Source organism: Natronohydrobacter thiooxidans (genome assembly GCF_001884735.1).
In the GTDB taxonomy this organism is placed as follows: Bacteria; Pseudomonadota; Alphaproteobacteria; order Rhodobacterales; family Rhodobacteraceae; genus Roseinatronobacter; species Roseinatronobacter thiooxidans_A.
This window is the reverse complement of the sequence record NZ_MJAP01000012.1, coordinates 208880-231432: the sequence shown is the minus strand read 5'-3', so window position 1 is coordinate 231432 and position 22553 is coordinate 208880. Positions and strand designations below refer to the sequence as shown.

At 63.8% G+C, this 22553-nt stretch carries 20 protein-coding genes; 14 read left to right on the top strand and 6 right to left on the bottom strand.

Going from position 1 to position 22553, the window contains the following annotated elements; genetic code table 11:
• Nucleotides 1-297 precede the first annotated feature (297 nt).
• Nucleotides 298-1089 (top strand): hypothetical protein, encoded by a 792-nt coding sequence (locus tag BG457_RS08890; protein WP_071796721.1) that lies wholly within the window; start codon nucleotides 298-300, stop codon nucleotides 1087-1089.
• On the top strand, nucleotides 1016-1495 hold the full coding sequence (locus BG457_RS08885; protein ID WP_071796720.1) for a DUF11 domain-containing protein: 480 nt from the start codon (nucleotides 1016-1018) through the stop codon (nucleotides 1493-1495). Before BG457_RS08890 ends, BG457_RS08885 begins: the two co-directional genes overlap by 74 nt.
• A 185-nt stretch (nucleotides 1496-1680) precedes the next feature.
• Here the strand turns inward: BG457_RS08885 and BG457_RS08880 are convergent, their stop codons facing one another.
• Complete coding sequence (locus BG457_RS08880; protein WP_071796719.1) at nucleotides 1681-2718, bottom strand: AbrB family transcriptional regulator; 1038 nt, start codon at nucleotides 2716-2718, stop codon at nucleotides 1681-1683.
• 88 nt (nucleotides 2719-2806) lie between these two features.
• Between BG457_RS08880 and BG457_RS08875 the strand changes: the two genes are divergently transcribed.
• Nucleotides 2807-3511: a GntR family transcriptional regulator gene (locus tag BG457_RS08875; RefSeq protein ID WP_071796718.1), complete on the top strand. Its 705-nt coding sequence runs from the start codon at nucleotides 2807-2809 to the stop codon at nucleotides 3509-3511.
• Between the two features lie 262 nt (nucleotides 3512-3773).
• On the opposite strand, the gene BG457_RS08870 is transcribed toward BG457_RS08875, so the two are convergent.
• From BG457_RS08870 to BG457_RS08860, 3 genes are all read right to left on the bottom strand, one after another.
• Nucleotides 3774-4871, bottom strand: a complete 1098-nt coding sequence (locus BG457_RS08870; RefSeq protein WP_071796717.1) for a 4-oxalomesaconate tautomerase — start codon at nucleotides 4869-4871, stop codon at nucleotides 3774-3776.
• 9 nt (nucleotides 4872-4880) lie between these two features.
• Complete coding sequence (locus BG457_RS08865) at nucleotides 4881-6887, bottom strand: tripartite tricarboxylate transporter permease (RefSeq protein ID WP_071796716.1); 2007 nt, start codon at nucleotides 6885-6887, stop codon at nucleotides 4881-4883.
• A gap of 109 nt (nucleotides 6888-6996) precedes the next feature.
• The gene (locus tag BG457_RS08860) at nucleotides 6997-8100 is read right to left on the bottom strand and encodes a Bug family tripartite tricarboxylate transporter substrate binding protein (protein WP_071796869.1); all 1104 of its coding nucleotides are present in this window, start codon (nucleotides 8098-8100) and stop codon (nucleotides 6997-6999) included.
• Between the two features lie 135 nt (nucleotides 8101-8235).
• Between BG457_RS08860 and BG457_RS08855 the strand changes: the two genes are divergently transcribed.
• The 7 genes from BG457_RS08855 to BG457_RS08825 all read left to right on the top strand — a co-directional run bounded on the left by BG457_RS08855 (nucleotide 8236) and on the right by BG457_RS08825 (nucleotide 15502).
• Nucleotides 8236-8907, top strand: a complete 672-nt coding sequence (locus BG457_RS08855; RefSeq protein WP_071796868.1) for a response regulator transcription factor — start codon at nucleotides 8236-8238, stop codon at nucleotides 8905-8907.
• A complete protein-coding gene (locus tag BG457_RS08850) occupies nucleotides 8904-10493 on the top strand; it encodes a sensor histidine kinase (protein WP_084657554.1) in 1590 nt (529 codons plus the stop codon). The genes BG457_RS08855 and BG457_RS08850 overlap by 4 nt, the downstream gene beginning before the upstream one ends.
• Nucleotides 10490-11065 (top strand): ANTAR domain-containing response regulator, encoded by a 576-nt coding sequence (locus BG457_RS08845; RefSeq protein WP_071796715.1) that lies wholly within the window; start codon nucleotides 10490-10492, stop codon nucleotides 11063-11065. The genes BG457_RS08850 and BG457_RS08845 overlap by 4 nt, the downstream gene beginning before the upstream one ends.
• A complete protein-coding gene (locus tag BG457_RS08840) occupies nucleotides 11062-12231 on the top strand; it encodes a CmpA/NrtA family ABC transporter substrate-binding protein (RefSeq protein ID WP_071796714.1) in 1170 nt (389 codons plus the stop codon). The genes BG457_RS08845 and BG457_RS08840 overlap by 4 nt, the downstream gene beginning before the upstream one ends.
• Nucleotides 12232-12500: 269 nt before the next feature.
• Nucleotides 12501-13805: a CmpA/NrtA family ABC transporter substrate-binding protein gene (locus BG457_RS08835; protein WP_071796713.1), complete on the top strand. Its 1305-nt coding sequence runs from the start codon at nucleotides 12501-12503 to the stop codon at nucleotides 13803-13805.
• Nucleotides 13806-13817: 12 nt separating this feature from the next.
• A complete protein-coding gene (ntrB, locus tag BG457_RS08830; protein ID WP_071796712.1) occupies nucleotides 13818-14705 on the top strand; it encodes a nitrate ABC transporter permease in 888 nt (295 codons plus the stop codon).
• A gap of 2 nt (nucleotides 14706-14707) precedes the next feature.
• A complete protein-coding gene (locus tag BG457_RS08825) occupies nucleotides 14708-15502 on the top strand; it encodes an ABC transporter ATP-binding protein (protein WP_217649504.1) in 795 nt (264 codons plus the stop codon).
• Nucleotides 15503-15560: 58 nt separating this feature from the next.
• Here the strand turns inward: BG457_RS08825 and BG457_RS08820 are convergent, their stop codons facing one another.
• Both BG457_RS08820 and BG457_RS08815 read right to left on the bottom strand, forming a co-directional pair.
• Nucleotides 15561-15755, bottom strand: a complete 195-nt coding sequence (locus tag BG457_RS08820; RefSeq protein WP_139257623.1) for a hypothetical protein — start codon at nucleotides 15753-15755, stop codon at nucleotides 15561-15563.
• Between the two features lie 61 nt (nucleotides 15756-15816).
• Nucleotides 15817-16101, bottom strand: a complete 285-nt coding sequence (locus tag BG457_RS08815) for a BrnT family toxin (RefSeq protein WP_071796709.1) — start codon at nucleotides 16099-16101, stop codon at nucleotides 15817-15819.
• Nucleotides 16102-16235: 134 nt separating this feature from the next.
• Between BG457_RS08815 and nirB the strand changes: the two genes are divergently transcribed.
• Genes nirB through BG457_RS08795 form a run of 4 tightly spaced genes read left to right on the top strand, consistent with a single transcriptional unit; the run spans nucleotide 16236 to nucleotide 22553 of the window.
• Nucleotides 16236-18677 carry a nitrite reductase large subunit NirB gene (gene nirB, locus BG457_RS08810; RefSeq protein ID WP_071796867.1) on the top strand — a complete coding sequence of 814 codons (2442 nt, stop codon included), beginning with the start codon at nucleotides 16236-16238 and terminating at the stop codon, nucleotides 18675-18677.
• Complete coding sequence (gene nirD / locus BG457_RS08805) at nucleotides 18674-19006, top strand: nitrite reductase small subunit NirD (RefSeq protein ID WP_071796708.1); 333 nt, start codon at nucleotides 18674-18676, stop codon at nucleotides 19004-19006. Before nirB ends, nirD begins: the two co-directional genes overlap by 4 nt.
• Nucleotides 19003-21600 carry a nitrate reductase gene (locus BG457_RS08800; protein ID WP_071796707.1) on the top strand — a complete coding sequence of 866 codons (2598 nt, stop codon included), beginning with the start codon at nucleotides 19003-19005 and terminating at the stop codon, nucleotides 21598-21600. The genes nirD and BG457_RS08800 overlap by 4 nt, the downstream gene beginning before the upstream one ends.
• Nucleotides 21597-22553 (top strand): glycosyl transferase family protein, encoded by a 957-nt coding sequence (locus BG457_RS08795; RefSeq protein ID WP_071796706.1) that lies wholly within the window; start codon nucleotides 21597-21599, stop codon nucleotides 22551-22553. The genes BG457_RS08800 and BG457_RS08795 overlap by 4 nt, the downstream gene beginning before the upstream one ends.

The following is a 22553-nucleotide window of genomic DNA, read 5'->3' as shown; positions in this document are numbered from 1 at the left end:
TAGGTTAAGCACCACGGCGGCTGGGGCAGCATGGCCGGAACAGACCTGCTGCGACCCTGACACCGGGTGGGTTCGGCTGTTGTTATGTTATCACCTAACTCACCGCAAGCCCATCTTTGCGCATCGCGCCTTTCCCGAGATACTTGCGGCCCCGCGTCAGAACGGGACCATCCGTGTCAACTCTTTCGACAGATTGGACAGGCAGCGCGCCTTCGGCCCGGGCTGCGTGATCGAGGTCAAGGCATTGATCCCGCGATTAGGTCCATATGCGGATGAGCTTTGATCCAAGGTGTTGCCATGCCTGATCATCATAGGGTCGCGCGCAGCCAGCCGCAGATCACGATGCGCCTGACCAATCCTTCGGGCATCCCGACCCGCCCCGGCACCCAGGTCACCGTGACGATAGAGCAGCCTTTCGGCTTCGCGCCCACGGGGCCTGTGCGGCGATCGCAACCCGCCTCTGCGCGCGCGCCGCAAAGTCGCGTTACGGTAAGCGTGCAGCAGGGCGGACTCATCATGGTCACGCTGGCGCCCATGCTGGAAGGGGGCACCGCGCGCCTCTCGATCCCCGCCACCGGGCGCGATCTCAGCCTGCGCGTGCCGATCTCGGTCGCCAATCGTCCCCGGGTGCTGGTCGGTCTGGCCGAGCGCATGCTCGCGCATAAACATGTGTGCGAGCATATGCGCTGCGAGGGCGAGATCGGCAATGCGCTCTCGGGCCGCGTGGCCCGGTTTGCCGAAGGGGAGATCCGCGGCGAATGGTTGCTGACGCTGCGATATGACAGCGCGCAGGAGCGCGATGCTTTCTACGGTATCGACCCGGATGCTGATTACATCGTCTATGGCGACCGCTCCACGCACGGCAATGCCGCGCAAAGCCGCTTTCCGCTCTATCTGCGGCTGCGCAAGGAAGGCGCGGAATTCCTGATCGGCGATTTCAACACCAATCTGAACCCAGGCGGTATTTCGATCAATCAGCAGATGACTGAGCGATGTCGATACCGCCACCATCACCTTGCAAGGAATTGCGGTTCTGGCGGCCAGCAAGTCTGTCCTGATATTCTCCGAGGATGGCGCCGGTTGCGATGATCTCAATGCCAGCCCGCCCGAAGAACCGGCCCTTCCTGCTGCCATTCCCGGTGCCTGCATCCAGTACATGATCAGCCTGGAGAACACGGGCCCGATTGCGGCCCAGAATGTCACGCTGGTTGATGAATTGCCCCCACCGCTGATCCTCCAAGCGGGCGAACTGGGTGAGAACCGGGGCGAGGATACTGCGCTGACCACGCCCGGCTGCCCCGGTTCAGATTGCAAGCTGCGAATCGAAGATGGCGTCATCGGCGCCGGAGAGAGCGCCATACTTGTCATCCGCGCCACGATCGACTGCCCCTGTCTGGCCATCGCCCCGATATTTCGCATCCCGGTGGCGGGTATCAGCGGGTTGTCCTGGACCTTACCGGAATCCTGCCCCATCCGAAATCGCCGCGTCGTCTGACAGGTGCGCGCAGCGGGTCGGCGTGACTAGCACTGTTCCTGATCAGCTTGCGCTACAGCCCACTGTCACGCCCCCCTGACTTCATCTTGCCCGAAAATACTCTCGCCGAAGGCCGCGGGCCGCAAGGCCCGTCCCCCGTCAACAGCGCCTGCGGCGCAGCCGATTCAAATTGGTCAAAATGCACTCTAGGATCGATCCGCTTTCCCCCAGATCAACCGCGCCATGATCGGGGCGCCCGTGATGACAACGATCAGCCGCATCAGGTGGTGAATGACGATAAAGCCCAGATCCGCCCCGGCGACAATCGCGAGTACAGTCATTTCAGCCTGCCCTCCGGGGGCAAAGGACAGGAACGCCTCCAGCATCGGGACATTGCCGATCTTATGTGCCAGCAGGGTGAATCCCCCGGCCAGTATCGCCAGAATCACCGCGAAAGCCGCGCCTGCTGCAACATCATGGCGCAATTCGCCAAAAGTGACGCCGCGAAACTGCATCCCGATTCCCATGCCGATGAAGAATTGCGCCGCCATGATCGCTTCGGCCGGAGGGCGGTGATGAATAATATCCCCCAGTGACAGGGCCGCAGCCAGAATCAACGGCCCCAGAATCGCCGCCCCGAACAGCCCGATGCGCTCCCCACCTTTCCAGCCAATCAGGGCAACCACCACCATGATGACCATTTCCAGCATTGGCACATCGCGCGCGGGCGCACCGATCGGCTGGTCAAGGCTCAGATTGAAAGGCCCGGTCAGCAGGATCGGCACCAGTGTCACGATCACCAGAACCCGTGTCGCATGGATCAGCGACAGCGCGCGCGGATTGGCACCGGCCTCTTGCCCAAACAGCACCATGTCCTGAAACCCGCCCGGCATGGCGGCGTAATAGCTCGTCACCCGGTCAAACCCGCAGATGCGCTGAAAGAAGGGCACGCCGATCAATCCTATGATCGCGATATAGACCGGTATCATCGCCAGAGTAACCGCCATCAACGGCACCTGACCAAGGATCGCAGGCGTGATCGAAGCCCCGACAGCCACGCCCAGCACCGTGCGCGCCGCCACCGAGATCTGTCCGGCCCCTTGCATCCTGACCCCCGCCAGCGCGGCCCCGAGACAGGCAAACATCGGCCCGAACAGAAACGGCAACGGCAGATCAAGGGCATGGAACACCGCGACCCCAAGGATGGCGATGGCAAAGGTCAGCAGGCGGGCGCGTGTCAGCATGGCGTAACTCTCGTTCGACGGGACTTGAATACTACTGTATCCAAGTGTATGCAATAACAATCAACCTCCTGCACCGAAAGAGGCAGATATGCGCAATTCGTCCGAAGCCACCTCCAACCTGCCGCAAGGGCAGAGCGCCTACGAACGATTGCTGGAAGATATCCGTCTCGGGGCGCTTCCTCCCGGCGCGCGGCTGCGGGAGGTTGAACTCGCCGCAAGGCTTGGCCTTTCCAGAACCCCGGTCCGCGAGGCGATCCGGCGTCTGGAAGCGGATGGTCTGGTCGAGCATCTGCCGCGTCAAGGCGCCAGTCTGCGCCGTCTGAGCTATGCCGAGGTGATGGAGCTTTACGAGATGCGCGCCGTGCTGGAAGGCACCGCTGCGCGGCTTGCGGCGCGTGCAGCCTCGGATCTGGAACTGCGTGAACTGGCCGAAATCAACGCCGAGATGACCGCCAGCGCTGATGCCGCTGATACTGCACGGCTGAACCGCCAGTTTCATGCTGCCCTGATCAACGCCGCAAAGAACCGCTACCTCAAGCGCGCCATTGGCGCGATGGCGCGCACGCTGCTGATCCTCGGGCCGTCGACGCTCTTTGACCCGGCGCGCAGCAAGAGCGCTGCCAAAGAGCATGAGGGGTTGCTTCAGGCGCTGAACGCGCGCGATGGCGTGGAGGCGGAGACGCAGATGCGCGCCCATATCGAGGCCGCGCATCGTATCCGCCTGCGCCAGTTGCGGGACGCAGGGCTTATGGATCTGGGCGACCATGACGGGGGCAGCGATAACGCGCTATGATGCTGTCCTCATCGGGGGTGGCAATGCTGCCAAAGCCGCGCCGGATGTTGCGGCGCCTCGGGTCCGGGATACTGGTCCGGTGGAAGCCGGGCGTGGTGCTGTCCGGCATCGTTTGACCAAGGCAATACATAGGATCTACCGCATGGCAGCGCCGATGAAGCGCGGAGTGACCAGGCGTGGACGGTCCCGCTAGGCGTGTCGCTGCGCAGCCAAGTTCAGACCATCGCATGTGCCATTGAGAGTATCCCGCATCGCAGCCCTGTCACCGCTGGTCCGGGCCCCACACCCTGCGCGGCACCATCACCACCCCGCGCGCCAGCAATCTTGCCGTGCGCGTCAGGCCAGCCGCGCGGATCTCGACACGCTCACCAGTCACCGCGAAGTCCAGCAGCACATCCAGCGCGCCGGACGGATGCTCGATCTGCATCGCAGCGGGCCCTGTGGCAGGCGCAATGGCCAGCCCCTCCGCCACCGACCCCGGCAGCACGGCACAGGCCGCCAGACATTGCCCCCCTGTCACGGCCATCGAGGGATGGCAGGCCCAGGGCGTCAGATAGCGCGCGCGCAGCGACCCCCCGGCTGCAGGGGCCGAAATCAGCCCCACCTTGGGCGTGACCGACCCCGACACATCCGCGCCAAGACCCATCATCGGCCCGGCCTTGCAGCGGATCGCTTCCAGCCGTTCCAGAAGCGCTTTATTCTCGTCAATCTCCTCGCGCGTTTCATCCCCGCGCAGGCCCAGATCGGCGGCGCGCAAGATCATCATCGGCATGGCCACGTCGATCAGCGTGACCTCCACCCCGTCAATCACATCGCGCGCGCGGCCCGTGGGCAGCATCGCGCCACACATGGACCCAACCGTGCCCATGAAACTCAGTGTCACCGGTGCGGCGCTTCCCGGCACGCCATCCAGCCGGTAGTCGCCATCATAGCTGACCCGCCCGTCGGGCGTCTGCACCACCGCATCGACCAGCGCGCCGGTATTGACTGCGCGGATACGCACCGGAGTCTGGGGCCCCGCGACGGGAACCAGCCCCATCTCGATGGCCGCTGGACCGACGCCCGACAGGATATTGCCGCAAGTGGGGCGGAAATCGACCTCGGGCCTCATCGGATCGACCTGCGCGAAGAAGTAATCGACATCGACCCCTTCGACCTCGGATCGCGACAGCATCGCCACCTTGGTCGTCACCGTCGCGCCGCCCCCGATCCCGTCGATATTCAGCGGATGGCCAGAGCCAAGGACAGCGCGCAACACCGCCTCCAGGCTCTCGCGATCCGCAGGCAGATCGGCTGCGTTGAAATAGGGGCCGCGCGACGTGCCGCCTCGCATGAACAGGAAGGGGATTTCAGTCTGCATCTGTCCACCTTAGCTGAAAGGCCATGGCAGGCGATAGAGATCCTGCAGCAAGCCTCCGGGGAAGCGCATGTTCAGCGCCGAAGCCAGCGTCAGCACAAAGCCGGTGCAGCCTGCGGTCAGGATGGCGGTCATCAGCCAGCTTGCTTTCGCACGCAGGCGCAGGAAGGCGATGAAGAAGGCCACCAGCGCAATAATGAAACCCGCAAGCGCTGTCAGAGCCACGAGAAGCGCAACCCACAGAAGCGCACCGAATGTCGAGCGTAGCGGAATTCCCTCGCTCTGCGCTTCATGCTCGGTATCGCTTGAGACAACGTGATTGGGTTTGCCGACCACCAGAAGGACCAGCACAAGCGCGGTGAAGATCGCCCCCGCACTTGCCATGATCAGCGGAAAGACCTGCCCAAGGAAGCTCTGCTGCAAAGAGTCATGGATACCGACCGCGAAGAAGGCCAGCGCCACCAGCGCAAAGACGATCTGTGCCCCGCGCGCACGAATATTGGCGGCAGGCCCGGTGGCTGTGTCGCGCGCCTCGACCGCGAGGATCTCGGCGGGTGTCGCTTCAGAAACCCGTGCGCGCAGCCCCAGCCAGATCGACCCTGCCGTGATGCCCATGATGATCATCACACCGGTGCGGGTCAGGAACTCCCAGCCATAGAACTGAACCGCCTGATAGAGATAGGTTTCGGCCTGCGTGGCCAGCACGAAACCGATCAGCAGGGCAGGGCGCGGCCAGCCGAAGCGGCGCATATAGACGCCCAGCACACCTGTCGCCAGCAGCACGATCAGATCATCAAGCGAGCGTGTGGCCTGAAAGGCCGCGAAGCAGATGACCGCGATCATGAACGGTGCCAGCAGCTTGAACGGGATCAGCGTCAGCTTGGAAATCGGAATGGCCAGCAGGATGCACAGACCGGCACCCAGCACATTGGCCAGCGCCAGCGACCATACGATGGTATAGGTCAGGTCCAGATTGCTGCCGACCATGGACGGCCCCGGCTGGATCCCCAGCAGCACCATGCCACCCAGAAACACCGCCATCGCGCCGCCGCCGGGAATACCGAACAGCAGCGTGGGCAGCAGCCCGCCGCCCTCTTTCGCATTATTGGCCGATTCCGGCGCGATCACGCCGCGCACATCGCCCTTGCCGAATTGCGGGTCTTTCTTGACCGATTGCACCGCATGACCATAGGCAATCCAGTCAACGACCGTGCCCCCCAGGCCGGGAATGGCCCCGATCAGCGCGCCGATGCCGGAACAGCGCAGCGTCAGCCACCAGTTGCGGGCCACATCGCGGATCCCGTCGAACCAGCCCGCGCCAAGCGTCGTATGCTCCGAGATCGAGCGGTCGCGGCGCAACAGATCCACGATCTCCGGCACGGCAAAAAGTCCGAGGCCGATGATGACAAGCGGGATGCCATCATAGAGATAGTCCACCCCGAAAACCATGCGGAACTCGCCTGTGGCCGGTGCCCCGCCAATCGAGCCGATGATCAGCCCGAGCGCACAGGCGGCCACGCCCTTGACCAGCGATTTGCCCGCGAGCACGCCGACCATGGACAGGCCAAAGACCGAAAGCATGAACAGTTCCGCTGAACTGAAGGCAAGGATCACAGGTCGCGCGATCAGCACGAACCCGGTCAGAACCACCGCCCCGATCAGCCCACCGACAAGCGAGGCGAAAAAGGCTGCCGAAAGCGCGCGAGCAGCCTCGCCGCGCTTGGCCATCGGGAAGCCATCCAGAACTGTGGCCTGAGAAGCCGAGGAGCCGGGTATCCCCATCAGTACCGAGGCGAAAGTATCCGAGGTCGGGATCACCGCAACCAGCCCGATCAGCATGGCCAGCGCCATGGTTGTTTCCATTCCGTACAGGAACGGGATCATCAACGAGAGCCCCGCAATCCCGCCGAGGCCCGGAAAGACCCCGATCATCAGACCGACAATGACGCCGATCATCATGTAACCCAGATGTTGCAGGGTCAGGATATTGGCGAGAGCTGTAAGGAAGACATCAATCATGGCTGGCCCCTGCCGTCAGAAATGGGACAGGCGCGGGCAATGGCCCTGCGCGGTCACGGGAAGGAAGAAAATGCCCCCGGAACACGATGGCTCCGGGGGCGTGGGACGATTACTCGCCAAGGCGCACGTTATACTCGGTGGCCAGCATATCGACCACCATTGCCCGCACTTCCGGGTCGATCGTGGTGCCTGCCTGGAACAGGGCGTCAGCCGCACCATCCGTTACCTGCTCATAGCTGCCAAGCGCGGCCTCGAATGTCTCCAGATATTCGGGATCGTTGAACACATCGCGCCAGGCCTGACGATAGGTCTCGACCAGCTCATCCGACGCGCCTTCGGGCAGGGCGACCATTTTCTGTGCCGCGAAACCAGCGATGTTGAAGGCGCGGTAAGCGTCATACATCGGGCCGGACGGGGCCTCGCCATGCACCATCTCATAGACTTCCTCCAGGATCGGCAGATCCGGGAAGGTCGGGTCACGCTGCATGACACCATCGGCATCCAGAACACCCCAGGACATCAGCGGAACGGCTTTGCCTTCCTCGACCAGCGGGGTCACGTTGTTGATGAAGGCCGAAGAGGTCTGGTAGTCGATATTGACCTCGCCGCGCTCGAAGGCCAGCCGCCCGTCACCGCGCCCGCCAAACCCGAACACATAGTTCACGTCGAAACCCAGCAGCCTGAAGGCCAGCATCGGCACCAGATCAAGCGAGGTTGCGCCCTGACTTGCATAAACCAGCCGCTGACCCTGCAGCTTCGCGACATCCTCGATGCTTTCCACCCCGGTCGAGGGCGAGACATAGGCCACGCCGCCCGTCGGGCCGACCATGACCACCGACCAGTCCTGATATTCGTAGCGTACACGCGGATCGCCCAGCAGATAGGGGAATTGCGTCGATCCGGAGGTGCCAAGGATCGTCAGCCCGTCGGGCCGTGCGCGCTGTGCGAAGAGATTGGTGCCGCGCGTCGAGCCGCCACCGGGTTCATTGACCACGACCACCGTCGGATTGCCCGGAAGATGCCGCGACAGGAACGGAGCATTGAAGCGCGCCCATGTATCAGAGCCGCCACCAGTTCCGAACGGAATGATCCACTCGATGGTCCGCCCCGAGAAATCCACCTGAGCCTGTGCGGGGGCGCCCAGCGTGAGGGTTGCCGATGCCGCCGCGAATAGTCCCAGCGCCCCGCGCCGGGTGAGTGATTTTACTGTCATGTTGACCTCCCAAGTCATATTGCGCACAGTGAACTCAGAGCCTCCAAACCCTGCCATGCACTGTGCGTATAGCAGCGGAACCTGTCAACAAGCTGTCAGGACCGAAAACCAGTCCGGCTCTGTCGGGGAATGCCGGTGCGAATTGTACTGATCGAAGACAATGCGATTCTGGCACGCGCGCTGATTCAGGCGCTGCAGGAAGCCGGGCATGCCGTGGACTGGCTTGAGGACGGGCAGGATGCAGATCGTTTTCTGGCCCAGACCGGGGCCGATCTCGCGATCCTCGACGTGAACCTGCCCAGCCTGGGAGGGCTGGAGGTTCTGCGTCGGCTGCGCGCGCGCGGCGACACCTATCCCGTGCTGATGCTGACGGCGCAGGGGCAGGTTCAGGACCGGGTTGCGGGGCTGGATGCCGGGGCCGACGATTATCTGGTGAAACCCTTCGAGATCTCCGAACTCCATGCCCGCCTGCGCGCGCTTGCGCGCCGCCCGTCAGAGGCGCGGCGGGATATCGAGACCATCGGCGCTGTCAGTTTCGACCGCGCCGCGCGCAGCTTGTCCGGCCATGACGGGGTCATCAGCCTGTCGCGCCGCGAATTGTCCCTCTTCGAGGCCTTCGCCGACAATCCCGGACGCGTGCTCTCGAAAGAGCAGCTCGGGGAACGGATTTATGGCGTTGGCGCCGATATCGACGCGAATGCCGTCGAATTGCTGGTGTCGCGGCTGCGGCGCAAACTGGACGGGCATGGGCTGACCATCCGCACCCTGCGCGGGCTGGGTTACCTCGTGCAGATCGGGGACGCATGAGGCGCGGCAGGCTGACCCCCCGCAAGCGCTTCGCCGGGTCGCTCCGGCTCCGGCTCTACATCCTTGTCATGTTGCCCTTGGTGCTCGTCGCGCTGATGGCGGGCGGAATTCGCTACTGGCAGGCGCAGGATATGTCGCGGATGCTCTATGACGATGCGCTGAAGGTCGTGGCGCATGCCGTCGCGCGCGAAGTCATCATCACCCAGGGCGATGTTGTCTCGGATGCGCTGCTGAATTCGCTGGTGGGCGTCATGGGCGATCCGATCTTCTACAATGTCTCGGCAGCCGATGGGCGCATTCTGGCGGGCTATACCGACACGCCCGAAGATATCATCCCCGATGATCTGCGCGGCGGCGAGCCGTATTTCTTCGACTTCACCTATATCGGCAAACCCGTCCGCGCGGTCGTGCTGCGCGAATTCATTGCCGATCCGTTCTTTGACGGCTGGACGACCGTGCTGGTCTGGCAGACCACGACCCAGCGCCGCGCCCTGAGCATGGTCATATTGCAGCAGGCACTGGCCATTCTTGCGGTGGTTCTTGTCACCGCCTCGGTTGCGGTCTGGCTCGGGATCACGCAAGGCTTGCGCCCGCTGATCGACCTGAAGGAAGCGGTTTCCCTGCGCAGCCCGTCAGAGCTTGGCCCGATCCGGCGCACCGTGCCCAATGAAGTGCGGCCTCTGGTGGCAACTATGAATTCGCTTTTCACGCGGTTGCAGACCGAGATGCAGCGCCGCAATGCCTTCATCGCCAATGCCGCGCATCAGATCCGCAATCCGGTTGCGGCCATCCAGTCGCAGGCAGAAACCGCACTGACGGCCCGGACAGAAGAACAGCGACAGGCGCGGCTGCGAGATCTCTACGAATCCGCAAGCGATCTGTCGCGCCTCAGCCAGCAACTGCTCAGCCTTGAGGTCGCCGACCATGTGAGCAGTGAAAATAACGACATCGTGGATTTCACCACGCTTGTGGCAGAGATCGCGCGCAGATTCGCCCCCAAGGCGCTGTCTGAGGGGGTCGAAATTCACCTCAGCGCGCCGGAACAGCCCCTATGCGTCTCCGGCAATGCCATCCTGCTGCGCGAAGCTACCGAAAATCTCATCGACAATTCCCTGCGCTACGGCGCTGTCAGGGATGGCGAGATCCGCCTGACACTGGAGCGCGACGCGCAGACCGTCACTCTGCTGGTCGAGGATGACGGGCCGGGCATCCCAGAGAAGCTGCCGAACAGGTGTTTGAACGTTTCGTGCGCCTGCCGCAACAGGGCGGGCAGAAGGTGCAGAAATCCGGCTGCGGTCTGGGGCTGGCCATCGTGCGTTCCGTTGCGGCCACACATGGCGGAACGGCTTATGTCCGGCACAGCGACACCGGATGCTGTTTCGCGCTGGTCCTGCCGCTGGCGCCGCAGCCTTCGGGCGAGCGCGGCCCGGCAGATGCGGTTTCCGAAGCGGTCTGAACCCCCGGGCCGCCATAACTGCCCGAAATTTGGGCATTCGCTTCGCCGGTCCGACAGAAGAACCGGGCATGCTCTTGTGCACCCGCCCGGAACGTGGCCCTCGTGGGTGCAGAAAGGCGACAGCAGATGAAACTCCATATTGTCATTGTCGAACCGGATGAAACCCGCGCGCGGCTTGTGATCGACAGTCTGCAACCGCTGGGTCATCGTGTGACGATCATCAGCGAAGGGGCGGGGCTCGCGCGCCGCGTGCGCGAGATCGCGCCGGATATCGTACTGATCGACATGGCCAACCCGTCGCGCGACACGCTGGAGGAAATGGCCCTTGCCGCAGGCCCGATGGATCGGCCCGTGGCCTTTTTCGTGGATCGCACCGATGGCGATCTGACGCGGCAGGCCATCGAGGCGGGCGTCTCGGCCTATGTCATCGACGGGCTGCAGCCAGAGCGCGTGGCCGCCGTGATGGATGCGGCAATCGCGCGTTTCCAGATGTTCCAGCGCATGCGGCTGGAACTGGAAACGACCCGCCGCGCGCTGGAAGAACGCAAGCTGATTGACCGCGCCAAGGGCATCCTGATGAAAGCCCGCGGGATCAGCGAGGATGAAGCCTATGCGCTGATGCGCAAGACAGCGATGGATCAGGGCCGCAAGGTCGCCGATGTTGCGGGCGCGATTGTCACGGCAGCGGGGCTCTTGTCATGAATGTCATGCCCCTGCGTCTGGCTTTCGTGCCGCTTCTTGACATGGCCCCGCTCGCGATTGCCCATGAACTGGGCTTTGCCCGCAGCGAGGGGCTGGCGCTAGAGCTCATCCCGGCCCCCTCCTGGTCCAGCCTGCGCGACATGCTGCTCTGGGGCCAGATCGAGGCCGCGCATATCCTCGCGCCCCTGCCGGTCGCGATGGCGCTGGGGCTGGGCGGGGCGGTTGCGCGGGTCGATATCCTGCAGAACCTGTCGATGAACGGTGTCGTGGTCGCGGTCTCGGCAAAGCTGGCGGATGCGTTACGCGTGGCAGGGCATGGGTTCGGATTCGAAGATGCCCGGATCGCGGCCGCAGATCTGGCACAGATCGCCCCGGCATGCCTGCGGATCGGGGTGCCCTTTCCCTTCTCGACACAGGCGATGCTGGTTGATTACTGGCTGCGCGGCACCGGGATCGGCTATGAACTCTGCACCATCCCGCCCCCGCGCATGGCCGATGCCCTTGGCGCCGGAGAGATAGATGCCTTCTGCGTGGGTGAGCCCTGGGGCTCGGTCGCCGTCGAAACCGGTGCCGGGGCGCTCTTGCTGCCCAGCCGCGCAATCTGGGCAGCCGCCCCGGAAAAAGTGCTTGCCGCGCGCCACGACTGGATCGAGGAAAACCCCGCAGCGACGGGCGCGCTGATGCGCGCGGTCTGGCGGGCGGGGAAATGGCTGGCCGATCCCGGCAACCGGCAGACCGCGTCGGAACTTCTCGCGCGGCCCGAATATGTCAACGCCCCGCCCGAATTGCTCGACCGGGCCCTGCGTGGCGAAATGATCGTCACGCCGCGCGGCGAGTTGCGCAAGGTCTCGGGCATGATCCGCTTCCATGAAGGCGCGGCCAGTTTTCCATGGCGGTCGCAAGCGGCATGGTTCGCCACGCAACTGGCGGAACGCCACGGGCTGGAACCGGGCGCGAGCATGCGTTCCGCCAAGGCGATCTGCCGTACCGATCTCTACCGTCAATACCTGCGCGGGGTCGGGGCCGATCTACCCGGCGCGTCCGAAAAGCTGGAAGGTGCGCTTTCCCATCCCATGGCCGTTGCATCCGAACGCGGCACGATGATTCTGCCCTCGGATCGTTTTTTTGATGGTCAGGTTTTCGACCCGACCCTGCCTGAACGCTGAAATTCTGGGCAGATCGCGCAACCGTTACGGAAATAATGCTGCATCTGCAAAGAGCCTTTGACCTGCGGCGCAAAGCAGCGCATCACTAGGGCATCCGGCAAAGGGGTCGGATGACACGAAGGACGGAAAGCTGCGCCCGCCGCGCTTTGCCATCTGACTTCGCACTGACGCGATTTCCCACATCGTCATGACAGATGCGCTCTCACGCGCTGTCCCATCCGTTGACCCCGTTGCAGGCGCTGGCCTGCCCATGTCGGAGACCACCTGAAATGCCGAATTCCCCCAAGTCGTCCATCCTCTCCCGCCGCAGCTTTCTGCGCGCCACGACGGGCGCTGCGGCAACACTCGCTGCAGCCAAAGCCCTGATCCCCGGTGGCGCATGGGCCACCAGTGCTGCCCCCGAAGTGCGCGGCGCGACGCTGGGCTATATCGCGCTGACCGACAGCGCCCCTCTGATCATCGCCGAGGTGAAGGGCTTCTACCAGAAATACGGTCTTGATCAGATGAAGATCGAGAAACAGGCAAGCTGGGGTGCCACGCGCGATAATATGGCGCTGGGATCGGCACGCGGCGGCATCGATGGCGGCCATATCCTGCGGCCCAAGGTGTTTCAGTACTCCCTTGGCACCGTGATGCAGAACAACCAGCCGACGCCGATGTACAACCTGCTCAGCCTCAATGAGGATTGTCAGGGCATTTCGGTCGCGCAGGAATATGCCGATACGCAGGTCGCACTCGACAGCGGCGCGTTGCGTGACGCTTTCGCGGCCAAGCGCGCGGCGGGCGAAGAGGTGACGGCGGCCATGACCTTCCCCGGTGGCACGCATGACCTGTGGCTGCGCTACTGGTTGGCTGCAGGTGGCATCGACCCGAACACTGATGTCAGCGTGATCGTTGTGCCGCCCCCGCAGATGGTGGCCAATATGCGCGTGGGCAACATGGATTGCTTCTGCGTGGGCGAGCCGTGGAATGAGCAACTGGTCAATCAGGGTATTGGCTTCACCGCCCTGACCACCGGCGAATTGTGGGCAAACCACCCCGAGAAGGTTCTGGGGATGCGCGCCGATTGGGTCGATGCCAATCCCAACGCGACCAAGGCGATCCTGATGGCGGTGATGGAGGCGCAGATCTGGTGCGACGACATGGCCAACAAGGAAGAACTGGCCCAGATCGTCGGGCGTCGCCAGTGGTATAACGTGCCGCCCGCCGATATTCTGGGCCGCCTGCGCGGCGATGTGAATTACGGCAACGGGCGGATGGAAACCGAAACCGGTCTTGAAATGAAATTCTGGGGCGAGAACGGGGCGACGTCTTTCCCGTGGAAGAGCCTCGACAAGTGGTTCATCACCGAGAATATCCGCTGGGGCTATCAGCCTGCCGATCTCGATATCGCTTCGGTGGTCGAGAATACCAATCGCTCGGATCTGTGGCTGGACGCCGCGCGTGAACTTGGTGTCGATACCGCCGGTCTGTCCGACAGCCGCGGGGTGGAGACCTTCTTCGACGGCAAGAGCTTCGATCCCGAAAACCCGTCCGCCTATCTCGACAGCCTGTCGATCAAGGCCATGGTGTAAGGAGGCGAAATCATGTCAGCAGTCACCCAAATGAAACCGCAGGCGCCTGCGCCCAAGGCCAGTGCGACGATTTCCACGCTGCCAGAGCGGCCCCGCAAGGGGCTGGCTCTGCCGGGCTGGGCTAACTCGCTTGCGGTCAATACCCTGCCGCCGCTGGTGGTGGTGCTTGTCATCCTCGCCGTCTGGCAGATCGCCTTTTCGGCTCCGGGCTCCAATCTTCCCACTCCCACCACTGTCTGGGCGGAATCCTCGGATCTGATCCTGGAGCCCTTCTATGTCTATGGCTCGCAGGATATCGGTCTTGGATGGCGGGTTCTGACCTCGCTGGAGCGCGTCGCCTATGGCTTCGGCTTTGCGGCCCTGATCGGGATCGTGGTGGGCGCGGTCATCGGCCAGTCGGTCTGGATGATGCGCGGGCTGGACCCGATCTTTCAGGTGCTGCGCACGGTGCCGCCGCTGGCATGGCTGCCCATCAGCCTGGCGGCCTTCATGGACAGCCGCCCCTCGGCCATTTTCGTGATCTTCATCACCGCAATCTGGCCCGTCATCATCAATACCGCTGCCGGGGTGCGCAATATCCCGCAGGATTATCGCAATGTGGCGCAGGTGCTGCGGCTCAACCATATCGAGTTTTTCTTCAAGATCATGGTGCCCGCCGCCGCGCCCTATATCTTCTCGGGGCTGCGCATCGGGGTCGGGCTGTCCTGGCTGGCCATCGTCGCCGCCGAGATGCTGACCGGCGGTGTCGGTATCGGCTTCTTCATCTGGGATGCGTGGAATTCCTCGCGCCTGACCGACATCATCGTGGCGCTGGTCTATATCGGCGTGGTCGGCCTGCTGCTGGACAAACTGGTTGGCTTCATCGGGCGCGTTGTCACCCGTGGCACATCGGAGGCATGAACATGGGCTATCTGAATATCTCTCACGTCGACAAGACCTTCGTCACCGGTTCCAAGCGCGCCGAAGTGCTGCGCGACATCCGGCTGGATATCGCGCAGGGCGAGTTTGTCAGCATCATCGGCCATTCCGGTTGCGGCAAATCCACATTACTGAATCTGATCGCCGGACTGACCGATGTGACCAAGGGCGGCATCAAGCTTGACGGGTTCGAGGTCAAGGCTCCGGGGCCGGATCGGGCGGTGGTTTTTCAGAACCACAGCCTGCTGCCCTGGCTGACAGTCTATGACAATGTGAAGCTCGCCGTTGAAAAAGTATTTCGCGGAGTGAAAAACAAAGCCGAACGGCATGAGTGGATCTTGCACAATCTCGATCTTGTGCAAATGCGCCATGCCGCCGACAAACGGCCCGGTGAAATCTCTGGCGGGATGCGCCAGCGGGTTGGGATTGCGCGGGCCTTGGCGATGGAGCCGAAAGTGCTCTTGCTCGATGAACCCTTCGGCGCGCTCGATGCGCTGACACGGGCGCATCTGCAGGATGCGGTGATGGATATTCACGCCCGCCTTGGCAATACGATGATCATGATCACCCATGATGTGGATGAGGCCGTGCTGCTGGCCGACCGGATCGTGATGATGACCAACGGCCCCGCCGCCACCATCGGCGAGGTGCTGGACGTCAACTTGCCGCGCCCGCGTGAACGCATCTCTGCCGCCACCGACCCCACCTATCTGAAAGCCCGTCAGGCGGTGCTGCGTTTCCTCTACGAGCGGCATCGCTTCGTGGAAGCGGCGGAGTAAGGAAGATGTTGAGTTACAATGGCTTAGGCGCAGATCTTCAACTGCGCAACGGAAGCGGCTACTCTGCCGCCATCCCGGCTGCCGAGGCGATCTGCCGGAAAGCGGACTCGACCCGTGCCTCAAAACCCGGCTTGTTCGGAGCGAAGGGGGTGAGCATTTCCTTGGTCACGCCTGCGGCCTGTGCCGCGCGGAAGATGCGCTTGCGGCGCAGCAGGAATTGCGATGCCGCAACCGGATCGCCAAAATCGGCCACGTTGACGGCCCATGCGCTTTCATACGCCGTCCATTCGGGGGAAAGGGCGTCAGGGGTGTCGTCAAATCTGTGGTCGTTCGGCGGCATATCGCTTGCATTCTCGGGCGTTGGCTCTTCTCAGAGATATAACCCGCAAGCGGTCGTTTCGCAAAACATAAACGAGGATGTGAAGCCGACCGTCCAGAAATCTGCGCGTCCTGAATCTTTCTTCACCGTAATCATAGCGGTCATCAAGGAACACTTGCGCGGTCGTCCAGTCGAACCTGGCAGCATCAGCGAAATGCAATCCGCGCGAAGCGAGGTTCAGCGTGGCTTTTTCCTCGTCCCACTCAAGAATTGGCGTCATGCGCGCTCTGTCCCCACTACAATTAGTGCAGTTTACCACGCGGCGTCATTGAGTCGCAAATTGTATAACCATGTAGGTATGTTGGGGATAAACCCACGCACCATGCCCCAATGGCAGATGCCGGGAGCGATCCAATGAAACAGAAACTCGTCATCATCGGCGCGGGCATGGCCTCGGGCCGGGCGCTGGAGCATATCCTTGCGCAAGACCCGGATGGCTGGGACATCACGCTGTTCAATGCAGAGCCGCGCGGGAACTATAATCGCATCATGCTCTCGCCAGTCCTGTCGGGCGAAAAGACCTATGCGGAGATCGTCACCCATGACGATGATTTCTACGCGCAGCACAACATCACCTGCCGCTTTGGCGAAAGCGTGGTGCGGATCGACCGCGAGAACAAGATCGTCCATTCCAATGCGGGTGATGCCGCATATGACAAGCTTCTGATCGCCACCGGTTCCGCGCCCTTCATCATTCCGGTTCCGGGGCATGATCTGCCCGGCGTGGTGAGCTATCGCGATCTGGACGACACCAATGCGATGATCGCGGCCTCGGACAAGCCCGGCAGGTCAGCGGTTGTCATCGGCGGCGGGCTACTGGGGCTGGAGGCGGCGGCGGGGCTACGCTTGCGCGGTATGGATGTGACGGTCATCCATCTGATGGGCCATCTGATGGAGCGCCAGCTTGATCCAGCGGCGGGCTATCTGCTGCAGAAGGATCTGGAAGCGCGCGGGATCCGCGTGCATTGCAAGGGCGCGACCAAGGCCATTCTGGGCAAGGATCGTGTCGAGGCGGTGCTGCTGGAGGATGGCACCACCTATCCCGCCGATCTGGTCTGTATGGCCGTGGGTATCCGGCCCGAAACCCGCATTGCCACCGATGCCGCGCTGGAAGTGGCGCGCGGGGTGGTGGTGAATGATCAGATGGTGACATCGGATCCCGATATTCTGGCCGTGGGCGAATGTGTCGAACATGACAGCCAGCTTTTCGGTCTTGTGGCCCCGCTCTATGATCAGGCGAAGGTCGTGGCGGCCTCGCTTCTGGGGCAGGATGCGGCCTTTCAGCCGGTGCAGACCGCGACCAAGCTGAAAGTGACCGGCGTCGATCTGTTCAGCGCGGGCGATTTCGCGGATGGGCCGGGGCGCGAGGATATCGTGTTCCGCGACCCTGCGCGCGGGGTCTACAAACGGCTGGTCATTGAAAATGACCGCTTGATCGGGGCAGTCATGTATGGCGACACCGCTGACGGGTCGTGGTTCTTCGGGCTGATCAAGGATGGCACCGATATTGCACCGATGCGCGACACGCTGATCTTTGGCCCCGCCTATCAGGGAGGGACCAGCGCGGACCCTCTGGCAGCCGTTGCAGCCTTGCCGCCTGAGGCGGAAATCTGTGGCTGTAACGGCATTTGCAAAGGCACGATTGTTGCGGCCATCGAAGGCGGTGCCAGCACGCTGGCGGATATCAAGGCGCAGACCAAGGCGAGCGCCTCCTGCGGCACCTGCACCGGGCTGGTGGAGCAGGTGCTGGCCAGTACGCTGGGCGATGACTTCCAGATGCCTGCGGCGCAACCCGTCTGCGGCTGCACCGATCTGACGCATGAGGATGTCCGCCGCCTGATCAAGGCGCGCGAGCTGAAATCCATGCCGGCGGTGATGCAGGAACTGGGGTGGAAAACCTCTTGCGGCTGTCATGTCTGCCGCCCGGCGCTGAATTTCTACCTTCTGGCCGACTGGCCGCTGGACTATACCGATGATGCGCAAAGCCGGTTCGTGAACGAGCGCAACCATGCCAATATCCAGAAGGACGGCACCTATTCCGTGGTCCCGCGCATGTGGGGCGGCATGACCAACCCGCGCGAATTGCGCGCGATTGCCGATGCGGCAGAGAAATACGATGTGCCTGCGGTGAAGGTGACGGGCGGGCAGCGGGTCGATCTCTTGGGCGTGAAGAAAGAAGACCTGCCGCATATCTGGGCCGATCTGAACGCGGCGGGGCTGGTATCCGGCCATGCCTATTCCAAGGGGCTGCGCACAGTGAAAACCTGCGTGGGCACCGATTTCTGCCGCTTTGGCACGCAGGATTCGACCGGTCTGGGGATCAAGCTGGAACAGCGGCTCTGGGGATCATGGACGCCGCATAAGGTGAAGCTGGCGGTATCCGGCTGCCCGAGAAATTGCGCTGAGGCCACCTGTAAGGATGTGGGCATCGTCTGCGTGGATTCGGGCTATGAAATCGGCGTTGGCGGGGCCGCCGGGATGGACCTGAAAGAGGTCGAGCGACTGGCCAAGGTGGCGAGCGAGGAAGAGGCCATCGATCTGACCGTGGCCTTTGTCCAGCTTTACCGTGAACACGCCAAATATCTGGACCGGCCCTATAAATGGCTCGCCAAGGTCGGGCTGGACTGGGTGCGCGCGCAGGTCGTCGAGGATCTGGAGAACCGCGCGGCGCTGATCGCACGCTTCGATCTGTCGCAATCGGTCTATCAGCGCGACCCCTGGGCAGAGCGCGCGACGCCACAGGCACAGGCCGGTTTCGCGGCGCTGGCCGATCTGACACGGGAGGCTGCGGAATGAGCTGGCTGGATATTGGCGCACTGGAGGAGATCCCGCAACGTGGCGCGCGTGTGGTGAAAACCGTGCATGGCTGCGTCGCGGTGTTTCGCACCGGCGATGATCAGGTCTTTGCGATCGATGACCGCTGCCCGCATAAGGGAGGGCCGCTCTCGGAAGGGATCGTGCATGGCAATGCGGTGACTTGTCCCTTGCATAACTGGGTGTTCTCGCTGGAAACGGGTCTCGCGCAGGGCGCGGATGAGGGGGCAGTGAACACCTATCCCGCGCGCGTGGAGGGGGGGCGTATCCTGCTGGAGGCGGCGCGGCTGATCCGGGGGGCTGCTGCATGAGCGTGCGCTCTACCTGCCCCTATTGCGGTGTGGGCTGCGGGATCATTGCGGCACCCGACGGGGCAGGGGGGGCGCAGATCACCGGCGATCCGGAGCATCCGGCCAATCTGGGGCGGCTTTGCTCCAAGGGCTCGGCGCTGGCGCAGACATTGGGGCTGGAGGAGCGGGTGCTTGCGCCCCTGATCGGCGGGCGGGTGTCAGATTGGGACCGCGCGCTGGATCTGGTGGCGGACCGGTTCACTGATGCGCTGGCGCAATACGGGCCGGATTCGGTTGCCTTTTACCTGTCGGGGCAGATGCTGACCGAGGATTATTACGTTGCCAACAAGCTGATCAAGGGCTTCATGGGCAGCGCGAATGTGGATACGAATTCGCGGCTGTGCATGGCGTCTTCGGTGGCGGGGCACCGCCGCGCCTTTGGCAGCGATACCGTGCCGGGCAGCTATGAGGATCTGGAAGAGGCCGATCTGGTCGTGCTGGTGGGCAGCAATCTGGCGTGGTGCCATCCGGTGCTCTATCAGCGGCTGGTGGCGGCCAAGGCCCGGCGCGGCACCCGCGTTGTGGTCGTGGATCCGCGCCGCACGGCGAGTTGCGATATTGCGGATCTGCATCTCGCGTTGCGGCCCGGCTCTGACGCGGCGCTGTTCAATGCGCTTCTGGTGGCGCTGGCGGATCGCGGCGCCGTGGATCGCGACTATGTTGCACAGCATGTCAGCGGGTTTGACGCGGCGCTGGCAGAGGCGCGAGGATCAAACCCTGCGCTGACCGGGCTTGCGCGAGGCGATATCGAAACTTTCCTTGACTGGTTCACCAGCACCGAGCGCGTGGTGACGGTCTATTCTCAGGGGATCAATCAGTCCGAGAGCGGCACCGACAAGGTGAATGCGATTCTGAACTGTCATCTGGCCTCGGGGCGGATCGGGCGGCCGGGGATGGGGCCGTTTTCGGTGACGGGCCAGCCCAACGCGATGGGGGGGCGCGAAGTGGGTGGGCTGGCCAATATGCTGGCCTGTCATCTGGAGATCGAAAACCCTGTGCATCGCGCGGCGGTCCAGCGGTTCTGGGACAGCCCGCGCATGCCGCAGGCGCCGGGGCTGAAAGCGGTCGAGATGTTTGACGCGGTGGCGCGAGGCCAGATCAAGGCGCTGTGGATCATCCACACCAACCCGGCGGTGTCGATGCCCGATGCTGATGCTGTTGCCCGCGCGATCAAGGGCTGCGATTTCGTTGTGGTCAGTGACATCACCCAGACCGATACGACACGTCTGGCCGATGTGGTGCTGCCCGCTGCCGCATGGGGCGAGAAATCGGGAACGGTCACCAATTCCGACCGCACCATCAGCCGCCAGCGTGCGTTTTTGCCTGCCCCCGGACAGGCGCGGGAGGACTGGCGGATGCTGGCGGATGTCGCGCGGCGTATGGGCTGGGCGGATGCCTTTGGCTGGCAGGATGTCTCTGAGATTTTTGCCGAATATGCCGCGCTTTCCGGTGTGGCGGGCGCCTTGGGGCGCGATTTCGACATTTCGGGGCTGGCGGATGCTGATTATGACCGGCTTGAGCCGACCCGCTGGCCGGTCAGCGCGCGCAAACAGGGGGGGCGCTTCTTTGCCGAGGGTGGGTTCTACACCCCGGATGCGCGCGCGCGGATGCTGCCGGTCCTGCCGCGCCTGCCGGTTGCGAAAACCGCACCGCGCTATCCTTTCGTGCTGAACACGGGCCGTATCCGTGACCAGTGGCATACGATGACGCGTTCGGGCCTTGCGCCCCGGCTGAACCAGCATATTGCCGAACCCTTTATCGAGATAAACCCTGCGGACGCTGCGGCGCAGGGGCTGGAGCCGGACACGCTGGCGCGCGTCACCAGCCCGCAGGGGCAGGCGATCCTGCGGGTTGCGATCACCGACCGGGTGCAGCGCGGACAGGTTTTCGCGCCGATGCACTGGACCGGCGAGACCGCGCCCATGGGCCGGGTCGATGCGCTGGTCGCGGCGGTCACCGACCCGATCTCGGGGCAGCCCGAGAGCAAGGCATCCGTCGTCGCGCTCGCGCCGCTGGCACCGGTCTGGTACGGGTTTGCGGTGTCTGCGCAGCCCCTGACCCCGAAAGCCGCCTATTGGGCGCGCGCCCGGACCGAGGGGGGGTGGCGCTGCGAACTGGCAGGGACAGAGGCGCCCTCACAGTGGGAAGCCTATGGGCGCGCGCTGTTCAACCTGCCCGACGCCACCTGCCTGAGCGTCGAGGACCGTATCCGGGGCACCTATCGGCTGGCCTTCATGGACGGGCGGGGGGTGCTGGCGGCGCTGTTTGTCGCCCCGGACCCGGTGACGCTGGCGCGGGGGCATGTGGCCGCACAGATCGGGACCGAGGGGGCGGGGCTGCTGGCCGGTCGGCCCGCGCAGGGCATGGCCGATCCCGGCCCCACGGTCTGCGCCTGTCTGAATGTGGGGCGAAACACCATCTGCGACGCGATTGCCACGCAGGGGCTGAGCACGGTTGATCAGATCGGCGCGGCCTTGCAGGCGGGCACAAGCTGCGGATCGTGCAGGCCGGAACTGGCGGCGCTCTTGGCAACCCGGCTGGAGGCGGCGGAATGAGTCTGGCGCCCTATATCCATGCCATGGGGCGCGGGCCGGGGCGGGCGCGCAATCTGGATGCGGCCGAGGCCGAGGCGGCGATGCGCCTGATCCTGTCGGGCAGGGCGGATCCGCATGCCATCGGTGCGCTGTTGATGCTGATGCGCTACCGGGGGGAGACGCCGGGTGAGATCGCGGGCTTCGCCCGTGCTGCGCGCGCGGTTTTGCCCGTATTGCCGCAGGTCGATCTGGACTGGCCCAGCTATGCCGCCGGGCGCACGCGCGGGCTGCCCTGGTTCCTGCTGGCGGCGCGGCTGGTCGCGCAGACCGGGGCGCGGGTGCTGATCCATGGCTGGAATTCACACCAGTCGGATGGGGCGGATGTGCGCTCTGCGCTGGCCTTGGCCGGGATTGCGCGGGCGGAGAGTCTGGACGAGGTGGGGGCCTTGCTGGAGCGCGACGGGATTGCCTATCTGCCGATAGAATGTTTCGCGCCGCGTCTGCTGGAACTGCTGCGTCTACGCGAGGTGCTGGGGCTGCGCTCCTGCATCAACACGGTTTGCCGGATGCTGAACCCGGCTGCGGCGCCGGCGGCGGTGCAGGGGGTTTTCCACCCGCCCTATCTGGGGCTGCAACAGGCGGCGGGAGCGGTTCTGGGCCAGCCCCGGCTATGTATCCTGAAAGGGGGCGGGGGCGAGTTCGAGCGCAACCCGTCCAAAGCCGTGACGCTGCATCGGCTGAGAGATGCGCAGCCCAGCGAGACCGTGCTGGCCCCGATCCTGCCCGAGGCGCAGCGCCTGTCGGATTTGCCGCATCCGCCGCAGGCGCTGGCGGAACTGTGGTCCGGGCGCCTGCGGGATCCCTTTGCGCAGGCCATTGTGACCGGAACGGCGCAGGCCGCACTGCTGGCGCTGGCGTCGGGCGAGGATGCCGAAACACTCTGGAAAACGCGCCCGCCTTCTCTTGCGGCCTGA